Genomic DNA, 16,499 nt, shown 5'->3' with positions numbered 1-16,499 from the left:
CAGGACCCGAGTTCTCAGATCTTAAAGATCGACTTCCTTCATCAGCATGCCGACCTCGGTGTTCGACAACCGCCGCAGCCACCCCGACTTCTGGTCCCCCAGCGTGATCGGGCCGAAGGCCGTCCGCACCAGCTTGTCCACGGGGAACCCGGCCTCGGCCAGCATGCGCCGCACGATGTGCTTGCGCCCCTCGTGCAGGGTCACCTCGACGAGGTAGTTCTTGCCGGTCTGCTCGACCACCCGGAAGTGGTCCGCGCGCGCGTACCCGTCCTCGAGCTGGATGCCGTCCTTCAGGCGCTTGCCCAGGTCCCGCGGGATCGGGCCCACGATGTGCGCGAGGTAGGTCTTCTTCACGCCGTACTTGGGGTGGGTCAGCCGGTGCGCCAGCTCACCGTGGTTGGTGAGCAGGATGACGCCCTCGGTCTCGGTGTCGAGCCGGCCGACGTGGAAGAGCCGGGTCTCGCGGTTGGTGACGTAGTCACCGAGGCACTGGCGGCCCTCCGGGTCCTCCATGGTGGAGACGACACCGGCCGGCTTGTTGAGCGAGAAGAACTGGTACGACTGCGTGGCCACGGTCAGCCCGTCGACCTTGATCTCGTCCTTCTCGGGGTCGACCCGCAGGCCCTGCTCGGTGACGATCGCGCCGTTGACCTCGACCCTGGCCTGCTCGATCAGCTCCTCGCAGGCGCGCCGGGAGCCGTAGCCCGCGCGCGCGAGCACCTTCTGCAGTCGCTCGCCCTCCTGCTCGGCGCCCGGGAAGGTCTTGGGCAGCTTGAGGTCCTTCTTGCCCGCGTACCGCTCGCGGTTGCGCTCCTCGATCTGCGCCTCGTACTCGCGCGGACGCGCCGGGGCCGTACGACCGCGCCCGCCCCGCTGCTGGGACTGCTGGGGCTGCTTCGGGCCGCCCTTGGCGCCGCCGCGGGCCGCGCCGCCGCGCCCGGACTTCGGGCCGTCCTGCGTTGCGCCCGGGCCGACGTCGTAGCGGCGCTCCTCGGGGCGGGGCTTGCGGGGGCGGCCCTGCCCCTGCTTCTGGTCCCTGTTGTTGCCGGCACCGCGGTAGTTACCGCGCCCGCCGCTCTTGCCGCTGCCGCTGCTTCGCATCAAAGTTCCGTCGTCGTCTTCGTCGTGTGATCGTCGTCTGCGTCCGGAGCATCGGGAGCGTCCGGGTCGAACGACGGTACGCCCTCCTGGGTCTCGGCCTCGATCGCCTCCGCCTCCGGGAGGAAGGGCGCGAGCTCCGGAAGCTCGTCCAGGCCGCGCAGGCCCATCCGCTCCAGGAAGTAGTTCGTCGTCCTGTACAGGATCGCACCTGTTTCGGGTTCCGTGCCCGCCTCCTCGACCAGACCGCGCTGGAGAAGGGTGCGCATGACCCCGTCGCAGTTCACTCCGCGCACCGCCGAGACGCGGCTGCGGCTGACCGGCTGGCGGTACGCCACCACGGCGAGGGTCTCGAGGGCGGCCTGGGTGAGGCGGGCCTGCTGCCCGTCGAGCACGAACCGTTCCACGGCGGCGGCGTACTGGGCGCGGGTGTAGAAGCGCCAGCCGCCCGCGACGAACCGCAGCTCGAAGCCGCGGCCCTGCACGGTGTACTCGTCCGCCAGCTCGCGCAGCGCGTCCGCGATCTGCCGGCGGGGCCGCTCCAGGATCTTCGCCAGGTGCTCCTCGGTGGCGGGCTCGTCCACGACCATGAGGACGGCCTCGAGAGCGGGCTTGAGGTCGAGGTCGGCGACTGCGTTCAGCCCTGCCGGTGCGTCGATGGTGTCCTCGCTCACGCCTTCTCCTCCTCCTTGGCCGGCTCGGGCTCCTCGGGCGGCCGGTCGAACTCGTCGGTGACCATGACGTCGGCGTCCCCGTCTCCACCGGTCCAGCGCACGACCAGCTCCCCGAGGGCGGCCTCCTGCTCCAGCGCCACGGCCTTCTCCCGGTACAGCTCCAGCAGGGCGAGGAAGCGGGCGACGACGGTGAGGGTGTCGTCGGTGTCCTCGATCAGCGCCCGGAAGCTGGCCTCCCCGAGTTCTCTCAGCCGGGCCACGACGATCCCGGCCTGCTCCTGCACGCTGACGAGCGGGGCGTGGATGTGCTCGACGTACACCTGCGGCTTGGGCTTGGGTTGCATCGCCTTGACGGCCAGCTTGGCGAACCCTTCGGGCCCGATGCTGATGACGACCTCGGGCAGCAGCTCGGCATGGTGGGGCTCGAGGCCGACGGTACGGGGATACCGCCGGGCCTCGTCGTCGGTGCGCCGGTTGAAGATCTCGGCGATCTGTTTGTACGCGCGGTACTGCAGCAACCGGGCGAACAGCAGGTCCCTGGCTTCGAGCAGCGCGAGGTCGGCCTCGTCCTCCACCTCGGCGGCGGGCAGCAGCCGCGCGGCCTTGAGGTCGAGCAGCGTGGCGGCGACGACGAGGAACTCGGTCGTCTGGTCCAGGTCCCAGTCCGGCCCCATGGCCCGGATGTGCGCCATGAACTCGTCGGTCACCTTGGACAGGGCGACCTCGGTCACGTCGAGCTTGTGCTTGGAGATCAGCTGCAGGAGCAGATCGAAGGGCCCCTCGAAGTTGTCGAGCCGGACCTTGAAGACACCGTCGCCGGGTTCGGTCTCGTCGACGGCGGGTGCGGGGGCCAGGGGCTCCTCGTCCGCGGCCCCCGGTCGGGGCTGGGGCGGGGAATCGGGCTCGGGCCGAGGCTCGGGCTGAGGCTCGGGCTGAGGCTCGGGCTTAGGCGGGGATTCTGGCTCGTGCTGAGGCTCGGGCCGAAGTTCGGGCTCGGGCCGAGGCTCAGGTCCGGGTCGCGGATCGAGATCGGGCCGAGGTTCGGGCTCGGCGGCCGGCGGTACCTCTTCGAGCGGCTCCGCCTCCCGGGCAGGCGCCGCCGGTACGACCGGTGCCGCTCCGGGGCCCCGCCCCAGCGCACGCCGACGCCCGCCGAAGCCGGAGGAACCGGTAGCGGAAGCGGAGCCGTCGTTCGAGGTCATAGCCGTCGCAGGCTACCTCTTACCGCCCCCGGAGCCGGCGTACGAGAATGCTCGCGTCCCCCCGGGACTCCAGATCCGCCAGCACCACGGCGACGGCCTCCCGCACGATCCGCCCGCGGTCGACCGCGAGCCCGTGCTCGCCCCGGAGCACCAGCCGCGCGTGCTCGAGGTCCATCAGCTCCTCCGCGGACACGTACACGGTGATCTTCTCGTCGTGCCGCTCGCGGCCGCTGGGCCGCCGCCCGGCCGCACGCCCCCGCTTGCGCTGCTGGGCCGCGGATGAGGCCGCGGGTGAACCGGCAGAACCTTCCTGCGCCGCCGCCGCGCCGCGCCGCGCGGTCCGCTCCGCGGCGGCGGACCGTGCGCGGGACTCCCCGGTCTCCGCCTCCACGACGTCCGCCGCGACGTGCTCGTCACCCTCCCCGTCGCCGCCCTGCACGGGCACCGACGGCGGTGCGTCCTCCGCCGGGGCCGCCGGGTCGCTCTCGCCCGCGGGAGCCGGCACCCGGGCCTCGCCGTTGGCCTGACGCCTGGGAGTGGACGCCTGGAGCGCCGTTCCCCCGGTGGTACGGAACAGTTCGTCGGCCCCCGGCAGACTCACTCGGCGTGACACCGGGCGAGCACCTCCCTGGCGAGCTGGCGGTAGGCGGCGGCACCGACGGAGTTGGAGGCGTACGTGGTGATCGGTTCACCGGCGACCGTGGTTTCCGGGAAGCGCACGGTCCGGCCGATCACCGTGTGGTAGACGTGGTCGTCGAACGCCTCGACGACCCGTGCGAGGACCTCACGGCTGTGCACGGTCCGGGAGTCGTACATCGTGGCGAGGATGCCGTCGAGCTCGAGGTCGGGGTTGAGCCGCTCCTGGACCTTCTCGATGGTCTCGGTGAGCAGCGCGACACCGCGCAGCGCGAAGAACTCGCACTCCAGCGGCACGATCACCTTGTGCGCCGCGGTGAGCGCGTTCACGGTGAGCAGACCGAGCGAGGGCTGGCAGTCGATCACGATGTAGTCGTAGTCCGGCAGCAGCGGCTTGAGCGCCCGCTGGAGCGTGGACTCGCGCGCGACCTCCGACACCAGCTGCACCTCGGCGGCCGAGAGGTCGATGTTGCTCGGCAGCAGGTCCATGTTGGGGACCGCGGTCTTCAGCAGGACCTCGTCCGCCGACATGCCCCGCTCCATGAGCAGGTTGTAAACGGTGAGGTCCAGCTCCATGGGGTTCACGCCGAGTCCCACGGACAACGCGCCCTGCGGGTCGAAGTCGACGAGCAGCACCCGACGCCCGTACTCCGCGAGCGCGGCACCCAGGTTGATGGTCGACGTGGTCTTGCCGACGCCGCCCTTCTGGTTGCACATCGCGATGATCGTGGCCGGGCCGTGGTCGGTCAGCGGTCCGGGGATCGGGAAGTACGGCAGCGGGCGGCCGGTGGGGCCGATGCGCTCACGGCGCTGCCGGGCCGCGTCGGGCGCGAGCGTGGCCGCGTACTCGGGATCGGGCTCGTATTCGGCGTCGGGGTCGTAGAAGTGCCCCTCGGGCAGCTCTTCGTAGTCGGCGAAGTGGTTGTGGACTCCGCCACTTCCGTCGCCGGACATGGCGTTCACGTGTTGGCCATCCATGCTCTGGTGTGCTGTCTGAGCCATGTGGGGGCTCTGGCTCTGGTGGGCTGCGAAGGTACGGACAGCGACGGAGCCGACAGCCTCGAGCCCCGTGGGGCCCGTGCCCCGCGCAGGCATTCCTGGTTGACCACCCCCGGGAGTAAATGTCGACTCATTCACAAGTCGTCTTACCTCCTTGGTGACCAGGAAACTTCTAGATAGGTCAGCGTGGCACCATGCCGACGGTTGGCGACTCTATGGCGTGTCGGCGGTCCGCAGCAACACAATCCGCCGGACCCGGATCGATGTGTCGGCAATGAAACATCCCGCTGTCAAGGGCGTCCGGGCGTCATTCGCCCGGTTTCACCGGTGTGCGAAACGGTGGAAGGGTTGCGTTCGAGGCGACTTGAACGAGTGTCGCAAAGTGACCATACACACACCCGGCCGGACCTTGTCGGGCAAGGTCCGGCCGGATGAGCGGTGTTGACGAGGCGTGTTGACCTATCGCCTTGTGGGCACGGCAGATCGAACCCGCGCCCGCGGCCGACGTGGTGACGAACTAGCCGAGCAGGGACTCGAGCTCGACGTGCTCCAGGCCGTGTGCCTCGGCGACCTCCTTGTAAACCACCTTGCCGTCATGGGTGTTGAGCCCCTTGGCCAGCGCGGCGTCGCGGCGCAGGGCCTCGACCCAGCCGCGGTCGGCGAGTTCGACGATGTAGGGCAGGGTGGCGTTGGTCAGCGCGTAGGTGGAGGTGTTGGGGACGGCACCGGGCATGTTGGCGACGCAGTAGAAGACCGACTCGTGGACCCGGAAGGCCGGCTCGGCGTGCGTGGTCGGGCGGGAGTCCTCGAAGCAGCCGCCCTGGTCGATCGCGATGTCGACAAGGACACTTCCGGGCTTCATCCGGGACACCAGCTCGTTGGTGACCAGCTTCGGGGCCTTGGCACCCGGGATGAGGACGGCGCCGATGACGAGGTCGGCGTCCAGGCAGGCCTTCTCCAGCTCGAAGGCGTTGGAGACGACGGTCTGGATCTTCGTGCCGAAGATCTTGTCGGCTTCCTTGAGCTTGTTGATGTCCTTGTCGAGCAGGGTGACGTGGAAGCCCATGCCGATGGCGATCTGCGCGGCGTTCCAGCCCGACACGCCGCCGCCGATGACGACGGCCTTGGCGGCGGGCACGCCCGGGACGCCGCCGGGCAGCACACCGCGGCCGCCGTTGGCGGCCATGAGGTGGTACGCGCCGACCTGCGGGGCGAGCCGGCCCGCGACCTCGGACATGGGGGCGAGCAGCGGAAGCGCCCGGTTCGACAGCTCGACCGTCTCGTAGGCGATCGCCGTGGTGCCGGACTCGAGCAGCGCGTCCGTGCACTCCTTGGAGGCGGCCAGGTGCAGGTAGGTGAAGAGCGTCTGGTCCTTGCGGAGGCGGTGGTACTCCTCGGCGATGGGCTCCTTGACCTTCAGCAGCAGGTCGGCGGTGGCCCACACCTCGTCGGCGGTGTCCAGGATCTGTGCGCCTGCGGCGATGTACTCCTCGTCCGGGATCGAGGAGCCGACACCGGCGTTCCGCTCGACGACCACCTGGTGGCCGTGGCGCACCAACTCGTGCACGCCGGCGGGGGTGATGGCCACCCGGAACTCGTTGTTCTTGACCTCGCGGGGGATGCCGACCTTCACGTCGATCACGGTCCTTGGCTCAGGGAATGTGGGGGCATTGCAAGACATACCCGGACGCACAGGAGCACACCGGGAGACACCGCAGGAGAACGTGCGGCGTAGCCAGTTTAATGAAGGTGTTCCCGCTGTCTAGCCTTTCATTGCATCAATCTTCAGCGGGTGTACTACGGATTTCGCAGGCGTTAGCGGTGTGTTCCGGGACCGGCGGGTCCTCCTGCGCACCGTCTACCAGCATGCGCTCGGCCGCCGACCGGTGCAGGGCGGCGGCCGCCGGGTCGCCGAGACGTTCCAGGGTGTCGGCGACCCGGAGCCTGAGCGCCGCCTGCAGCCGGGTGTCGTCGGCCTGCCGCGCCCACTCGACGGCCTCCTCGCAGGTGCGCAGCGATTCCTCGGGGCGTCCGGCGTACTCCTGGACGCGGGCCAGTTCGCTCAACGCCCGGGCGTGCGCGGCCACATCGCCGCTCCTTCGGTGCAGAGCGACAGCCGCGCGCCAGTTGCGCTGCGCCTCGCCGTAGCGGCCGGCATAGGTCAGGACGGTGGCGAGGCGGCCGTACAGACGGGCTGCCTCCGCGCGCTCGTCGCGGGCGAGGCGATGGGCCAGGGCTCTGCCGTACCAGTCGGCCGCCCGGTCGAAGTCCCCGAGCTCCTGGTGGGCGCCGCCTACGGATTCCATCGCGCGGCCGGTCGCATAGGGGTCGTTGCCGGCTCGTCCGGCGTCCAGCGCGTCCCGGTAGCGGGCCAGTGCCTCCCTCGTGCGGCCGGTCCGCGCGTCCACGTCGGCGAGGTTCAGCAGGGCCGCCGCCTTCTCGCGGTGCAGGCCGCGGCGCTCGGCGACATCGAGGACGAGCCGGTGGATGCCGTACAGCTCGGGCGCGGCGGCCCGGGTGCCGAAGTGGGCGACCAGGGCCCGCACCAGCGCGGCCATCAGGCGCCGGGCGAGGGTGTCCAGCTCGCCGTCGGCCACCGCGAGCCGGGCCGAGGCCAGCAGTGCGGGCTGCCGCAGGCGCAGCCAGTCCTCGGCCGCTCGGGGGCTCGCGAAGCGCAACTCGCGGGGCAGCCCGGCGAGCTTCTCGCGGACCTGGGGGCTGTCGGTCTCGGTGATCGCCCGGCAGGACTGCAGTAGCCGTACCGTCCGCTCCAGCATTCGGGCGCGGGCCAGCTGCAGCTCGGCCGGACGGTCGTGACGCTCGGCGAGCGCGCGCAGCAGGGGCAGCAGGCAGCTCGGGACCTCGTACTGCGGCAGGGGTGTCGCAAGGCGCCGCAGGAAGCCGCGGTCCGCGAAGTCGTCGAGGGCGGTGCGGGCGGTGTCCACCGGGCAGCCGGCCAGCGCGGAGGCGGTGTGCGGATCCGGCAGACCGGCGGGAGCCAGGCACAGCAGCCGCAGCATCCGCTGGGCGGGCCCCGGCAGCGCCTCGTAGGAGAGCCGGAAGGCGCGGGCCAGGGGCGGCCCGTCCTCGGCGCCGGTACGCAGGTGCCGGACGAGGTCGGCGACGGCGGCCTGGGGCTGGGCGGCCAGCCAGCCCCCGGCGAGGACGAGTGCGGCGGGCTGTCCCGCGCACTCCTCGACGAGCCCCTCGGCGGCACGCGGGTCGACGGTGACGCGCACGGAGCCGGCGTACCGGGTGAGCAGCTCCAGGGCGGCCTTGGTGTCGAGGCCGCCGAGGGTGCAGGGGCGCACGTCCGCGATGCCGGTCAGCGGGCCCTGGGCGACGGCGACGACGAGGCAGTCGGGCGCGTCCGGCAACACCGCGTCCACCTGCTCGGCGGACACCGCGTCGTCGAGCAGCAGCAGCGCGCGGCGCCCGGTGAGGGCCTCACGCACCGCCTGGCCCAGCTCGTCCTCGTCGGCCCCGGGCGGGGTGGGCACGCCGAGGGCGCTCAGCAGCTCGCGGGCGGTGCGCTCGGTGGGGACGGGGGTGCCGTCGGGCTCGCTGAGGCGGGTGCGCAGCACGCCGTCCGGGTAGGCGTCCGCGACCTGGCGCACCAGTTCCTCGGCGAGCGCGGTGCGGCCGTAACCGGGGCGGCCCGCGACGAGCAGCACGCGGGCGCGGGGTGTCTTGCGTCCGGAGAGGGTGTCCAGGCCCGCGCGCTCGATGTCGGCACGGAGCTCCTTCAACTCCCGTGTGCGACCGAGGAACCGACCGTGGCCGACGACGGGACGCGGATCGCTGTCCGACCGCACGCCGCCGTCTGTGTCCACCGCCTGATCCGTCACGGGCCACGCTCCCGTCCACTGCGCACACGGGCCCGCCGCAGCCTTGGGCGGGTCGCTGTCAGAGCCTAGTTGACGCTCTGCGACGATCGCGGCGGAGCACGGCGGACAGGTCCCTCGATCGGATCAGGCGATGGTACGACCGGACGCTCCGGGGGCGAAGGGGCGCAGTCCCGAGGACGGCGTCCCGGCCGGAGGCGTCACGCCTGGAACGGCCGGGCCGGCCACGGAGCCTCGGCCGGGCGCAGGGCGTCCAGGCCTTCGCCGGTCCGCGCGGCGACCAGCGACAGCACGCCGACGACGAGGCAGTTGTTGTGGAGGTCGCCCGCCAGGACGCCCCGCACCAGGTCCGCCACCGGGACCCGGCCCAGCTCCATGTCGGCCTCCTCGTCCTCCACCTCGAAGCGCTGCCCGTCGGCCTCGGACAGGTCGCGGGCGAGGAAGATGCGCACGGCCTCGTCGCAGCCGCCGGGCGTGGTGTAGACGTCGGCCAGCACGCGCCAGTCCTCGGCCTTGACGTGCGCCTCCTCGTACAGCTCGCGCTGGGCGGCGTGCAGCGGGTTCTCACCGGGGACGTCGAGCAGGCCGGCCGGGATCTCCCACAGCTTCTGGCGCACCGGGTGGCGGTACTGCCGGATGACCAGCACCCGGTCCTGGTCGTCCAGGGCGAGGACGGCCACCGAGCCGGGGTGGACCTGGTAGTCGCGGCGCGCCACCGAGCCGTCCGGCATGACCACGTCGTCGGTGCGGACGGAGGTCTTGTTGCCGACGAAGGGGGTCTCGCTCGCCCGGATCTCCCACTCCTCGGCGGTGTCCTTGATCGTCGCCATGTCGCCCTGTTCCTCCCACGCCTTGCACGAAACCGGGGTACGCCTCCGTGAGGACGCGTACCCCGGCCACCGTACAGGCCCTGTGTTACTTGCCGTTCTTCCCGTTCTTGCGTTCCACGGCCGCCTTCACCAGGCCCGCGAACAGCGGGTGCGGGCGGGTCGGGCGGGAGCGCAGCTCGGGGTGCGCCTGGGTCGCCACCAGGTAAGGGTGCACTTCGCGCGGGTACTCCACGTACTCCACGAGCTTGCCGTCGGGCGACGTCCCGGAGAACACGATGCCCGCCTTCTTCTCCAGCTCCGCGCGGTAGGCGTTGTTCACCTCGTAGCGGTGCCGATGGCGCTCCTCGACGTATTCCTTGCCATCGTGGACCTCGCGCACGATCGAGCCCTCGGCGAGCTTGGCCGGGTACATGCCGAGCCGCATCGTTCCGCCCATGTCCCCCTCGCCCGCGACGATGTCGAGCTGCTCGGCCATGGTGGAGATGACCGGGTGGGCGGTGGCGGCGTCGAACTCGGTGGAGTTCGCGTCGGGGATGCCGGCCAGGTTGCGCGCGGCCTCGATCACGATGCACTGCAGGCCGAGGCAGAGGCCGAGCAGCGGGATCTTGTTCTCACGGGCGTACTGGATGGCGCCGACCTTGCCGGACACGCCCCGGTCGCCGAAGCCGCCCGGGATGCAGATCGCGTCCACGTCGGACAGCTGCTTCTTGGCGCCCGCCGGGGTCTTGCAGTCGTCGGAGGTGACCCACTTGATCTTCACCCGGGCCTTGTTGGCGAAGCCGCCCGCGCGCAGCGCCTCGGTCACCGAGAGGTAGGCGTCGGGCAGGTCGATGTACTTGCCGACCAGGGCGAGGGTGACCTCGTTCTCGGGGTTGTGGACCCGGTCGAGCAGGTCGTCCCAGGTCGTCCAGTCCACGTCGCGGAAGGGCAGGTCCAGCTTGCGGACGACGTAGGCGTCGAGGCCCTCGGAGTGCACGACCTTCGGGATGTCGTAGATCGAGCGGGCGTCCGGGCAGGCGACGACGGCGGCCTCGTCGACGTCGCACATCAGGGAGATCTTGCGCTTGATCGCGGTGGGGACCTCGCGGTCGCAGCGCAGGACGATCGCGTCCGGCTGGATACCGATGTTGCGCAGCGCGGCCACGGAGTGCTGGGTGGGCTTGGTCTTCAGCTCGCCGGAGGGACCGATGTAGGGCAGCAGCGAGATGTGCACCACGAAGACGTTGTCGCGGCCGACCTCGTGGCGGACCTGGCGGACGGTCTCCAGGAACGGCAGCGACTCGATGTCGCCGACCGTGCCGCCCACCTCGGTGATGACGACGTCCACCTCGTCGGTGGCCATGCGGCGGATGCGGTGCTTGATCTCGTTGGTGATGTGCGGGATGACCTGCACGGTGTCGCCCAGGTACTCGCCGCGCCGCTCCTTGGCGATCACCGTCGAGTAGACCTGCCCGGTGGTGACGTTCGCCGAGCCGTCCAGGTCCCGGTCGAGGAAGCGCTCGTAGTGCCCGATGTCCAGGTCGGTCTCGGCGCCGTCGTTGGTGACGAACACCTCACCGTGCTGGAAAGGGTTCATCGTGCCCGGGTCGACGTTCAGGTACGGGTCGAGCTTCTGCATCACGACGCGCAGGCCCCGGGCCTTGAGCAGCATGCCGAGGCTGGAGGCGGTCAGACCCTTGCCGAGCGAGGAGGCGACACCCCCGGTGACAAAGATGTGCTTAGTCGTCGTGGCTTTGCTGTTTCGAAAAGCAGCGGGCGGCATGGCCAAGAGGGGGCTCCCGTGGTCGCGGTCTGGGGTGCGGTACGGCTGGTCCCCGAAGTATTTTTTTCGAGGGTGCCGTCGCTGCGGTTCGGGGGTTTCGAGCCCACCGGTCCACGGGCTACCAGCGTATCAGCGCCGCGAGGTGACTGCTTCCGGCCACGCTCCGCGCATGTGTCACCACGGACGCGCGGACCTTAAGAGGTTTTCACCGGTGTTTCACCCACGGCTCACTCGTTCGGGGCAGCCCGGTTGCCCGGCGGGGCACGCGGATCATGCGCGTGCGTCGTATCCTGCTCGGACACTCGCTGCCGAGCACTCCCGGAAAGCGGCACCACCCCCGCCGGTCACCGGAACAACAAGAGCTCGTCAGTTCGTTGAACATCGACTGCATCATTTTCGAATGGGTCGGTGAACAACGCGTTTCTCATGACCCCCATGACCGCACAGAGCGACCGCCCCTCGGGGCGACGTGGCCGTTCGACTGGAGTTGCATTGGCCGGGCGCATCGAAGACTACGCACTCATCGGAGACATGCAGACCGCGGCGCTGGTCTGCCGGGACGGCACCGTGGACTGGCTGTGCCTGCCCCGCTTCGATTCCCATGCCGTCTTCGCGGGACTGCTCGGCACGGAGGAACACGGCTTCTGGCGACTGGGCCCGGCCCACGCGTCGGACGCCGAGCCGCCGCGGGCGACCCGGCGCACGTACCGCGGCGAGTCGCTGATCCTGGAGTCCGAGTGGGACACCCCGCGCGGCACGGTCCGGGTCATCGACCTCATGCCGCCGCGTGACGGCGCCCCCCAGCTGATCCGGATCGTCGAGGGCGTCACGGGCCGGGTGCCGATGCGGTCGGCGCTGCGCATGCGCTTCTCCTACGGGCGCATCGTGCCCTGGGTGCACAAGCACGAGGGCCGCACGGTGGCCGTCGCGGGACCGGACTCCGTGTGGTTCGACACCGAGGCCGAGACCTACGGCAAGGGTCTGACCACGTACGCGGACTTCACGGTCGCACCGGGTGACCGGTTCGCGTTCACGATCTCCTGGCAGCCCTCGCACAAGGAGCCGCCGCCGCTGCCGGAGCCCGAGCAGTCGCTGGAGGCGACCGAGGACTTCTGGCGCGAGTGGGTCGAGCACTGTACGTACCACGGCCCCTACCGCGAGGCCGTCATCCGCTCGCTGATCACCCTGAAGGCCCTGACGTACGCGCCGACCGGCGGCATCGTGGCGGCGCCCACGACGTCCCTGCCGGAGGAGATCGGCGGCGTGCGCAACTGGGACTACCGCTACACCTGGCTGCGGGACGCGGCGATCACCCTGTCGTCGCTGCTGCGCACCGGCTACCGCGAGGAGGCACGCGCCTGGCGCGAGTGGCTGCTGCGGGCCGTGGCCGGTGACCCGGAGAACCTGCAGATCATGTACGGCATCGCGGGCGAGCGGGAGCTGGGCGAGGCCGAGCTGGACTGGCTGCCCGGCTACGAGAACTCCGCCCCGGTGCGCGTCGGCAACGGCGCCGCGCACCAGCTGCAGCTGGACGTGTACGGAGAGGTCACCGAGGCCCTGCACCTGGCCCACATGACCGGGCTCGCCCGCAACGACTACGCCTCCCTGCTCCAGCTGAAGCTGATCCGCTACCTCGAGCAGCACTGGGACGAGCCGGACGAGGGCATCTGGGAGGTGCGCGGCCCCCGTCGGCACTTCGTGCACTCCAAGGTGATGGCCTGGGTGGCGGTGGACCGCACGATCAAGCTGCTCGAGTCCGGGGAGGCGGACGGCCCGCTGGAGAAGTGGCGCGAGCTGCGCGACGACATCCACCGGGACGTGTGCGAGAAGGGCTACGACAAGGAGCGCAACACCTTCACGCAGTCCTACGGCTCCAAGGAGCTGGACGCCTCGCTGCTGCTGATCCCGCAGATGGGCTTCCTGCCGCCGGACGACAAGCGGGTGATCGGCACGATCGAGGCGATCCAGCGGGAGCTGTCCACGTCGGACGGCTTCATCCTGCGCTACCCGACCTCGGGCGACGAGGAGGGCGTGGACGGCCTGCCGGGCGACGAGGGCGCGTTCCTCGCCTGCTCGTTCTGGATGGCCGACGACCTGGCGATGATCGGCCGCGTGGACGAGGCCCGCAAGCTGTTCGAGAAGCTGCTGGCGCTGCGCAACGACGTGGGGCTGCTCGCGGAGGAGTGGGACCCGCGCCTGAAGCGCCAGGTCGGCAACTTCCCGCAGGCGTTCAGCCACGTGCCACTGATCGACACGGCACTGCGGCTGACGGCGTCCGGGGCGTACGGGGGCTGAGCTCTCCGCCGGACAGGACCGATGCGCCGTGCCTGCCTACGCTGAAGGCAGACCTGTCCCCCCGCCGGAAGGGGGCGGCTGCGATGGCTCCCCTTTCGAAGGCGCGCACGGCGCTCGACGCGCTCCGCGCGGACCTGGCCGGCCAGGTCTTCGCCCCTGGTGATGCGGGCTACGACGGGGCCCGGACGGTCTTCAACGCGATGATCGACCGCCATCCGGCCGTGATCGCGCAGTGCGAGGGGAAGGCCGACGTCGTTCGGTCGGTGCGCTTCGCCCGGGAGCTGGATCTGAAGATCGCGGTTCGGGGCGGCGGGCACAGCGTCGCGGGCATGGCGCTCAACGACAACGGTCTGGTGGTGGACCTGCGCCGGATGCACGAGGTGACGGTCCATCCCGGATCGGCGTCGGTGCGGGTTGAGGGCGGAGCCGTGATGAGCCACCTGGACCGTGCCACCCAGCTCCACGGGCTCGCGACCACAGGCGGCCGGGTCTCCAGCACCGGCGTCGGCGGCTTCGTGCTCGGCGGCGGCAGCGGCTGGCTGGACCGGGCCTTCGGCCTCGCCGTCGACAACCTGCTCGGCGTCGAACTGGTGACCGCGGACGGCTCCACGGTGCTCGCCACCGCCCGGGAGAACCCGGAGCTGTTCTGGGCGTTGCACGGCGGCGGCGGCAACTTCGGTGTCGCCACCGCGCTCACGCTCCGGCTGCACGAGCTGCCGGCGTTCTCGGTCGCCCTGGTCGTGTTCCGGCCGGAGAACGGCCCCGAGGTGGTCCGGCGCTTCGGCGACGTCTTCGTCTGCGGGCCGCCGAAGGCGGGCGGCGCCGTACTGTTCCGGTCCGGGCCGCCCGCGCCGTACGTCCCCGGGCACCTGGTGGGCACGCTCGTGTGCATCGTGCTGATCACCTGCGCCGGCCCCGTGGAGGATGTGCGGGAGCTCGCCCGTCCGCTGCTGGCGCTGCCGCACGATTCCGCACGCGTGGCCTCGATGCCGTACGCCGACGTCCAGTGCATGTTCGATGTGCCATCCGGACTGCGCCACCACTGGTCGGCCGAGCACGTGACGGGTCTGCCCGACGAGCTGGTCGACCTGTTCTGCGCCCGTGCCCGCGCCATGCCCGCCCCCACCGGCTGCCGGCACATGCTGGTCCCGCTCGGCGGGGCGGTGGCCTCCGGGCCCGCCGAGTACCCCGTGCCCTTCCGGGACGCGCCCTGGGCCGTGGACGCGTTCGGCATCTGGGAGGACCCGGCGGACGACGAGCGGGTCTGCCGGTGGGTCGAGCAGGCGCGCACCGACGTCCGGCCCTGGCGCACCGGCGCGGTGCACCTCAGCCTGGTCGGGGACGAGGGCAGGGACCGGGTGGTGGCCGGCCTCGGCACCGAGAACCTCAACCGGCTGGCGCAGGTCAAGCGGCAGTACGACCCGGACAACGTGTTCCGCTACAACCACAACATCCCGCCCGCCTGACCGGCCCGCGGCGCTGCGCCCACGGCGTCCGCGCAGGTAGCGTCGCCGCATGGACAGCCGTTTCGACCTCCCGGGCACCGAGGGCGCCGGTATCACGGTGCGGCGGGCGCTGGAGCTGCCCGGGCTGCGCAGCGGGCTGCCGGAGGTGCTGGCGGGCGCCGACCGGCTGGGCCGCACGGTGCGCTGGGTGCACGCGGGCGAGGTGCCGAACATCGCCTCGCTGCTCAAGGGCGGTGAGCTGCTGCTGACCACCGGGTACGGGCTCGGCACCCGCCCCGCCGACCAGCGGGCGTTCGTGCGCACGCTGGCCGAGCGCGGTATCGCGGCCCTGGTGGTGGAGCTGGGCACCCGGTTCACCCGGCTGCCCGCCACCCTCGTCGAGTCGGCGAAGGCCGCCGGGCTGCCGCTGGTGCAGCTGCACCGCGAGGTGCCGTTCGTGACGGTCACCGAGGAGATCCACACCGAGATCGTCAACGGGCACTACGCGCTGCTCCAGCGGGCCGAGGAGGTGCACCGCCGCTGCACCGAGGCGCTGCTCGGCGGGGGCGGGGTGCCGCAGGTCCTGGGCATCCTGGCCGACTTCGGCGGCAACCCGGTGTTCCTGGAGACCGCCGACGGTCAGCTGCTCTACGCCGCCGGGACCGGCCCTGCGGACACTGACCCCTTGCAGGTGTGGGAGGGGTTGCGAGGCCACCACAAGGACGCGCCGCCGGCCGGGACGGTGATCGTGGACGTGCCGGGCGGCGGGCCCGGCGCGGGGTCCGTACGGGCCCGGCTGGTGCTGCTCCCGGTGAGCGGGCCGGTGGCGCCGGTGCACCGGATCGCCGCCGAGCGAGCGGCGAGCAGCCTCGCCGTGGTGCTGATGCAGGCCCGGCAGGAGGAGGAGCTGGCGGCGCGCGGGCGCGGCGACTTCCTCACCGACCTGGCCGAGGGCCGGATCACCGCCGAGGACGCGCCGACGCAGGCCCGGGTGCTGGGCTTCAAGCCGGGCCGCGGCCCGCTGCTGCCGGTGGTGATGCGCCTCGCGGACGGGCCGACGCCGGGCGGTGGGGGCTGGGCGGTGCTGGCGCGGGCGGTCGCGGAGGAGCTGGCGTCGCTCGGGGTGCCGGTGCTGCTGGGCGTGCGGCCGGTGGAGGGGCGGGTGCCGCTGCTGCTGGGGCTGCGCTCGGAGTCGGAGCGGGCCGCGATCGCCGACCGGGTGGCCGCGACGCTGCGGGTGGGCGTGGAGCGGGCGGGCATGCGGCGGCCGGGCGCCAGGCCGCCGGTGGTGGTGGTCGGGGCGGCGGGTGGCTGGGCCTCGGCGTCGGCGGGGCTGCGGCACGCGGCGGAGACCGCGACGGCGGCGCAGGGGCTGCCGGAGCTGCCCTGGTACGACGCCCGCCGTCTGGACATCGACCTGCTGCTGTGGCGGCTGCGCGACCATCCGGACCTGGCGGCGTTCGTGGACCGCGCGATCGGCCCGCTGCGGGAGCACGACGACCGTTCCAAGCCGCCGCTGCTGCCGACGCTTGAGACGTATCTGGCGCATGCCGGCCGCAAGGCGGAGACGGCCCGCGAGCTGCATCTGAACCGGCAGACGCTCTACAACCGGCTGGCGAGGATCGGGGAGTTGCTGGGCGCGGACCTGGACGACCCGCAGACGGTCCTGACGCTGAGCCTGGCGCTGCGGGCACGCCGCCACGTGCCCTGACC

General features: G+C 71.7%; 12 protein-coding genes. 3 read left to right on the top strand and 9 right to left on the bottom strand.

Annotated elements, in window-relative coordinates:
- Positions 1-21: 21 nt before the first annotated feature.
- From ACFYZE_RS23440 to ACFYZE_RS23400, 9 genes are all read right to left on the bottom strand, one after another.
- Positions 22-1,101: a pseudouridine synthase gene (locus tag ACFYZE_RS23440; protein ID WP_388997339.1), complete on the bottom strand. Its 1,080-nt coding sequence runs from the start codon at positions 1,099-1,101 to the stop codon at positions 22-24.
- Positions 1,101-1,772 (bottom strand): SMC-Scp complex subunit ScpB, encoded by a 672-nt coding sequence (scpB, locus tag ACFYZE_RS23435; RefSeq protein ID WP_388997336.1) that lies wholly within the window; start codon positions 1,770-1,772, stop codon positions 1,101-1,103. Before scpB ends, ACFYZE_RS23440 begins: the two co-directional genes overlap by 1 nt.
- The gene (locus ACFYZE_RS23430; RefSeq protein ID WP_388997333.1) at positions 1,769-2,974 is read right to left on the bottom strand and encodes a segregation and condensation protein A; all 1,206 of its coding nucleotides are present in this window, start codon (positions 2,972-2,974) and stop codon (positions 1,769-1,771) included. The genes scpB and ACFYZE_RS23430 overlap by 4 nt, the downstream gene beginning before the upstream one ends.
- A gap of 19 nt (positions 2,975-2,993) precedes the next feature.
- Positions 2,994-3,587, bottom strand: coding sequence for a hypothetical protein (locus ACFYZE_RS23425; RefSeq protein WP_388997330.1), 594 nt, complete (start codon positions 3,585-3,587; stop codon positions 2,994-2,996).
- On the bottom strand, positions 3,572-4,705 hold the full coding sequence (locus tag ACFYZE_RS23420; protein ID WP_103840758.1) for a ParA family protein: 1,134 nt from the start codon (positions 4,703-4,705) through the stop codon (positions 3,572-3,574). Before ACFYZE_RS23420 ends, ACFYZE_RS23425 begins: the two co-directional genes overlap by 16 nt.
- 421 nt (positions 4,706-5,126) lie before the next feature.
- Positions 5,127-6,251 carry an alanine dehydrogenase gene (ald, locus tag ACFYZE_RS23415; RefSeq protein ID WP_200421460.1) on the bottom strand — a complete coding sequence of 375 codons (1,125 nt, stop codon included), beginning with the start codon at positions 6,249-6,251 and terminating at the stop codon, positions 5,127-5,129.
- 136 nt (positions 6,252-6,387) lie between these two features.
- The gene (locus ACFYZE_RS23410) at positions 6,388-8,457 is read right to left on the bottom strand and encodes a tetratricopeptide repeat protein (RefSeq protein WP_388997327.1); all 2,070 of its coding nucleotides are present in this window, start codon (positions 8,455-8,457) and stop codon (positions 6,388-6,390) included.
- A gap of 197 nt (positions 8,458-8,654) precedes the next feature.
- Positions 8,655-9,284 carry an NUDIX domain-containing protein gene (locus ACFYZE_RS23405; protein WP_388997324.1) on the bottom strand — a complete coding sequence of 210 codons (630 nt, stop codon included), beginning with the start codon at positions 9,282-9,284 and terminating at the stop codon, positions 8,655-8,657.
- An 85-nt stretch (positions 9,285-9,369) separates the two neighbouring features.
- A complete protein-coding gene (locus ACFYZE_RS23400; RefSeq protein WP_388997722.1) occupies positions 9,370-11,046 on the bottom strand; it encodes a CTP synthase in 1,677 nt (558 codons plus the stop codon).
- A 492-nt stretch (positions 11,047-11,538) separates the two neighbouring features.
- Between ACFYZE_RS23400 and ACFYZE_RS23395 the strand changes: the two genes are divergently transcribed.
- The 3 genes from ACFYZE_RS23395 (at position 11,539) to ACFYZE_RS23385 (ending at position 16,497) form a co-directional block, all read left to right on the top strand.
- Positions 11,539-13,341, top strand: a complete 1,803-nt coding sequence (locus ACFYZE_RS23395; RefSeq protein WP_388997321.1) for a glycoside hydrolase family 15 protein — start codon at positions 11,539-11,541, stop codon at positions 13,339-13,341.
- Between the two features lie 83 nt (positions 13,342-13,424).
- Positions 13,425-14,807, top strand: coding sequence for an FAD-binding oxidoreductase (locus ACFYZE_RS23390; RefSeq protein WP_388997318.1), 1,383 nt, complete (start codon positions 13,425-13,427; stop codon positions 14,805-14,807).
- 49 nt (positions 14,808-14,856) lie between these two features.
- A complete protein-coding gene (locus tag ACFYZE_RS23385; RefSeq protein ID WP_388997315.1) occupies positions 14,857-16,497 on the top strand; it encodes a PucR family transcriptional regulator in 1,641 nt (546 codons plus the stop codon).
- The last annotated feature ends 2 nt before the right edge of the window (positions 16,498-16,499 follow it).

Origin of the sequence: Streptomyces sp. NPDC001796, from assembly GCF_042892355.1 — a bacterium.
Taxonomy (GTDB): domain Bacteria; phylum Actinomycetota; class Actinomycetes; order Streptomycetales; family Streptomycetaceae; genus Streptomyces.
The sequence above is the reverse complement of the archived record's forward strand: the minus strand, read 5'-3'. Positions and strand labels throughout refer to the sequence as shown.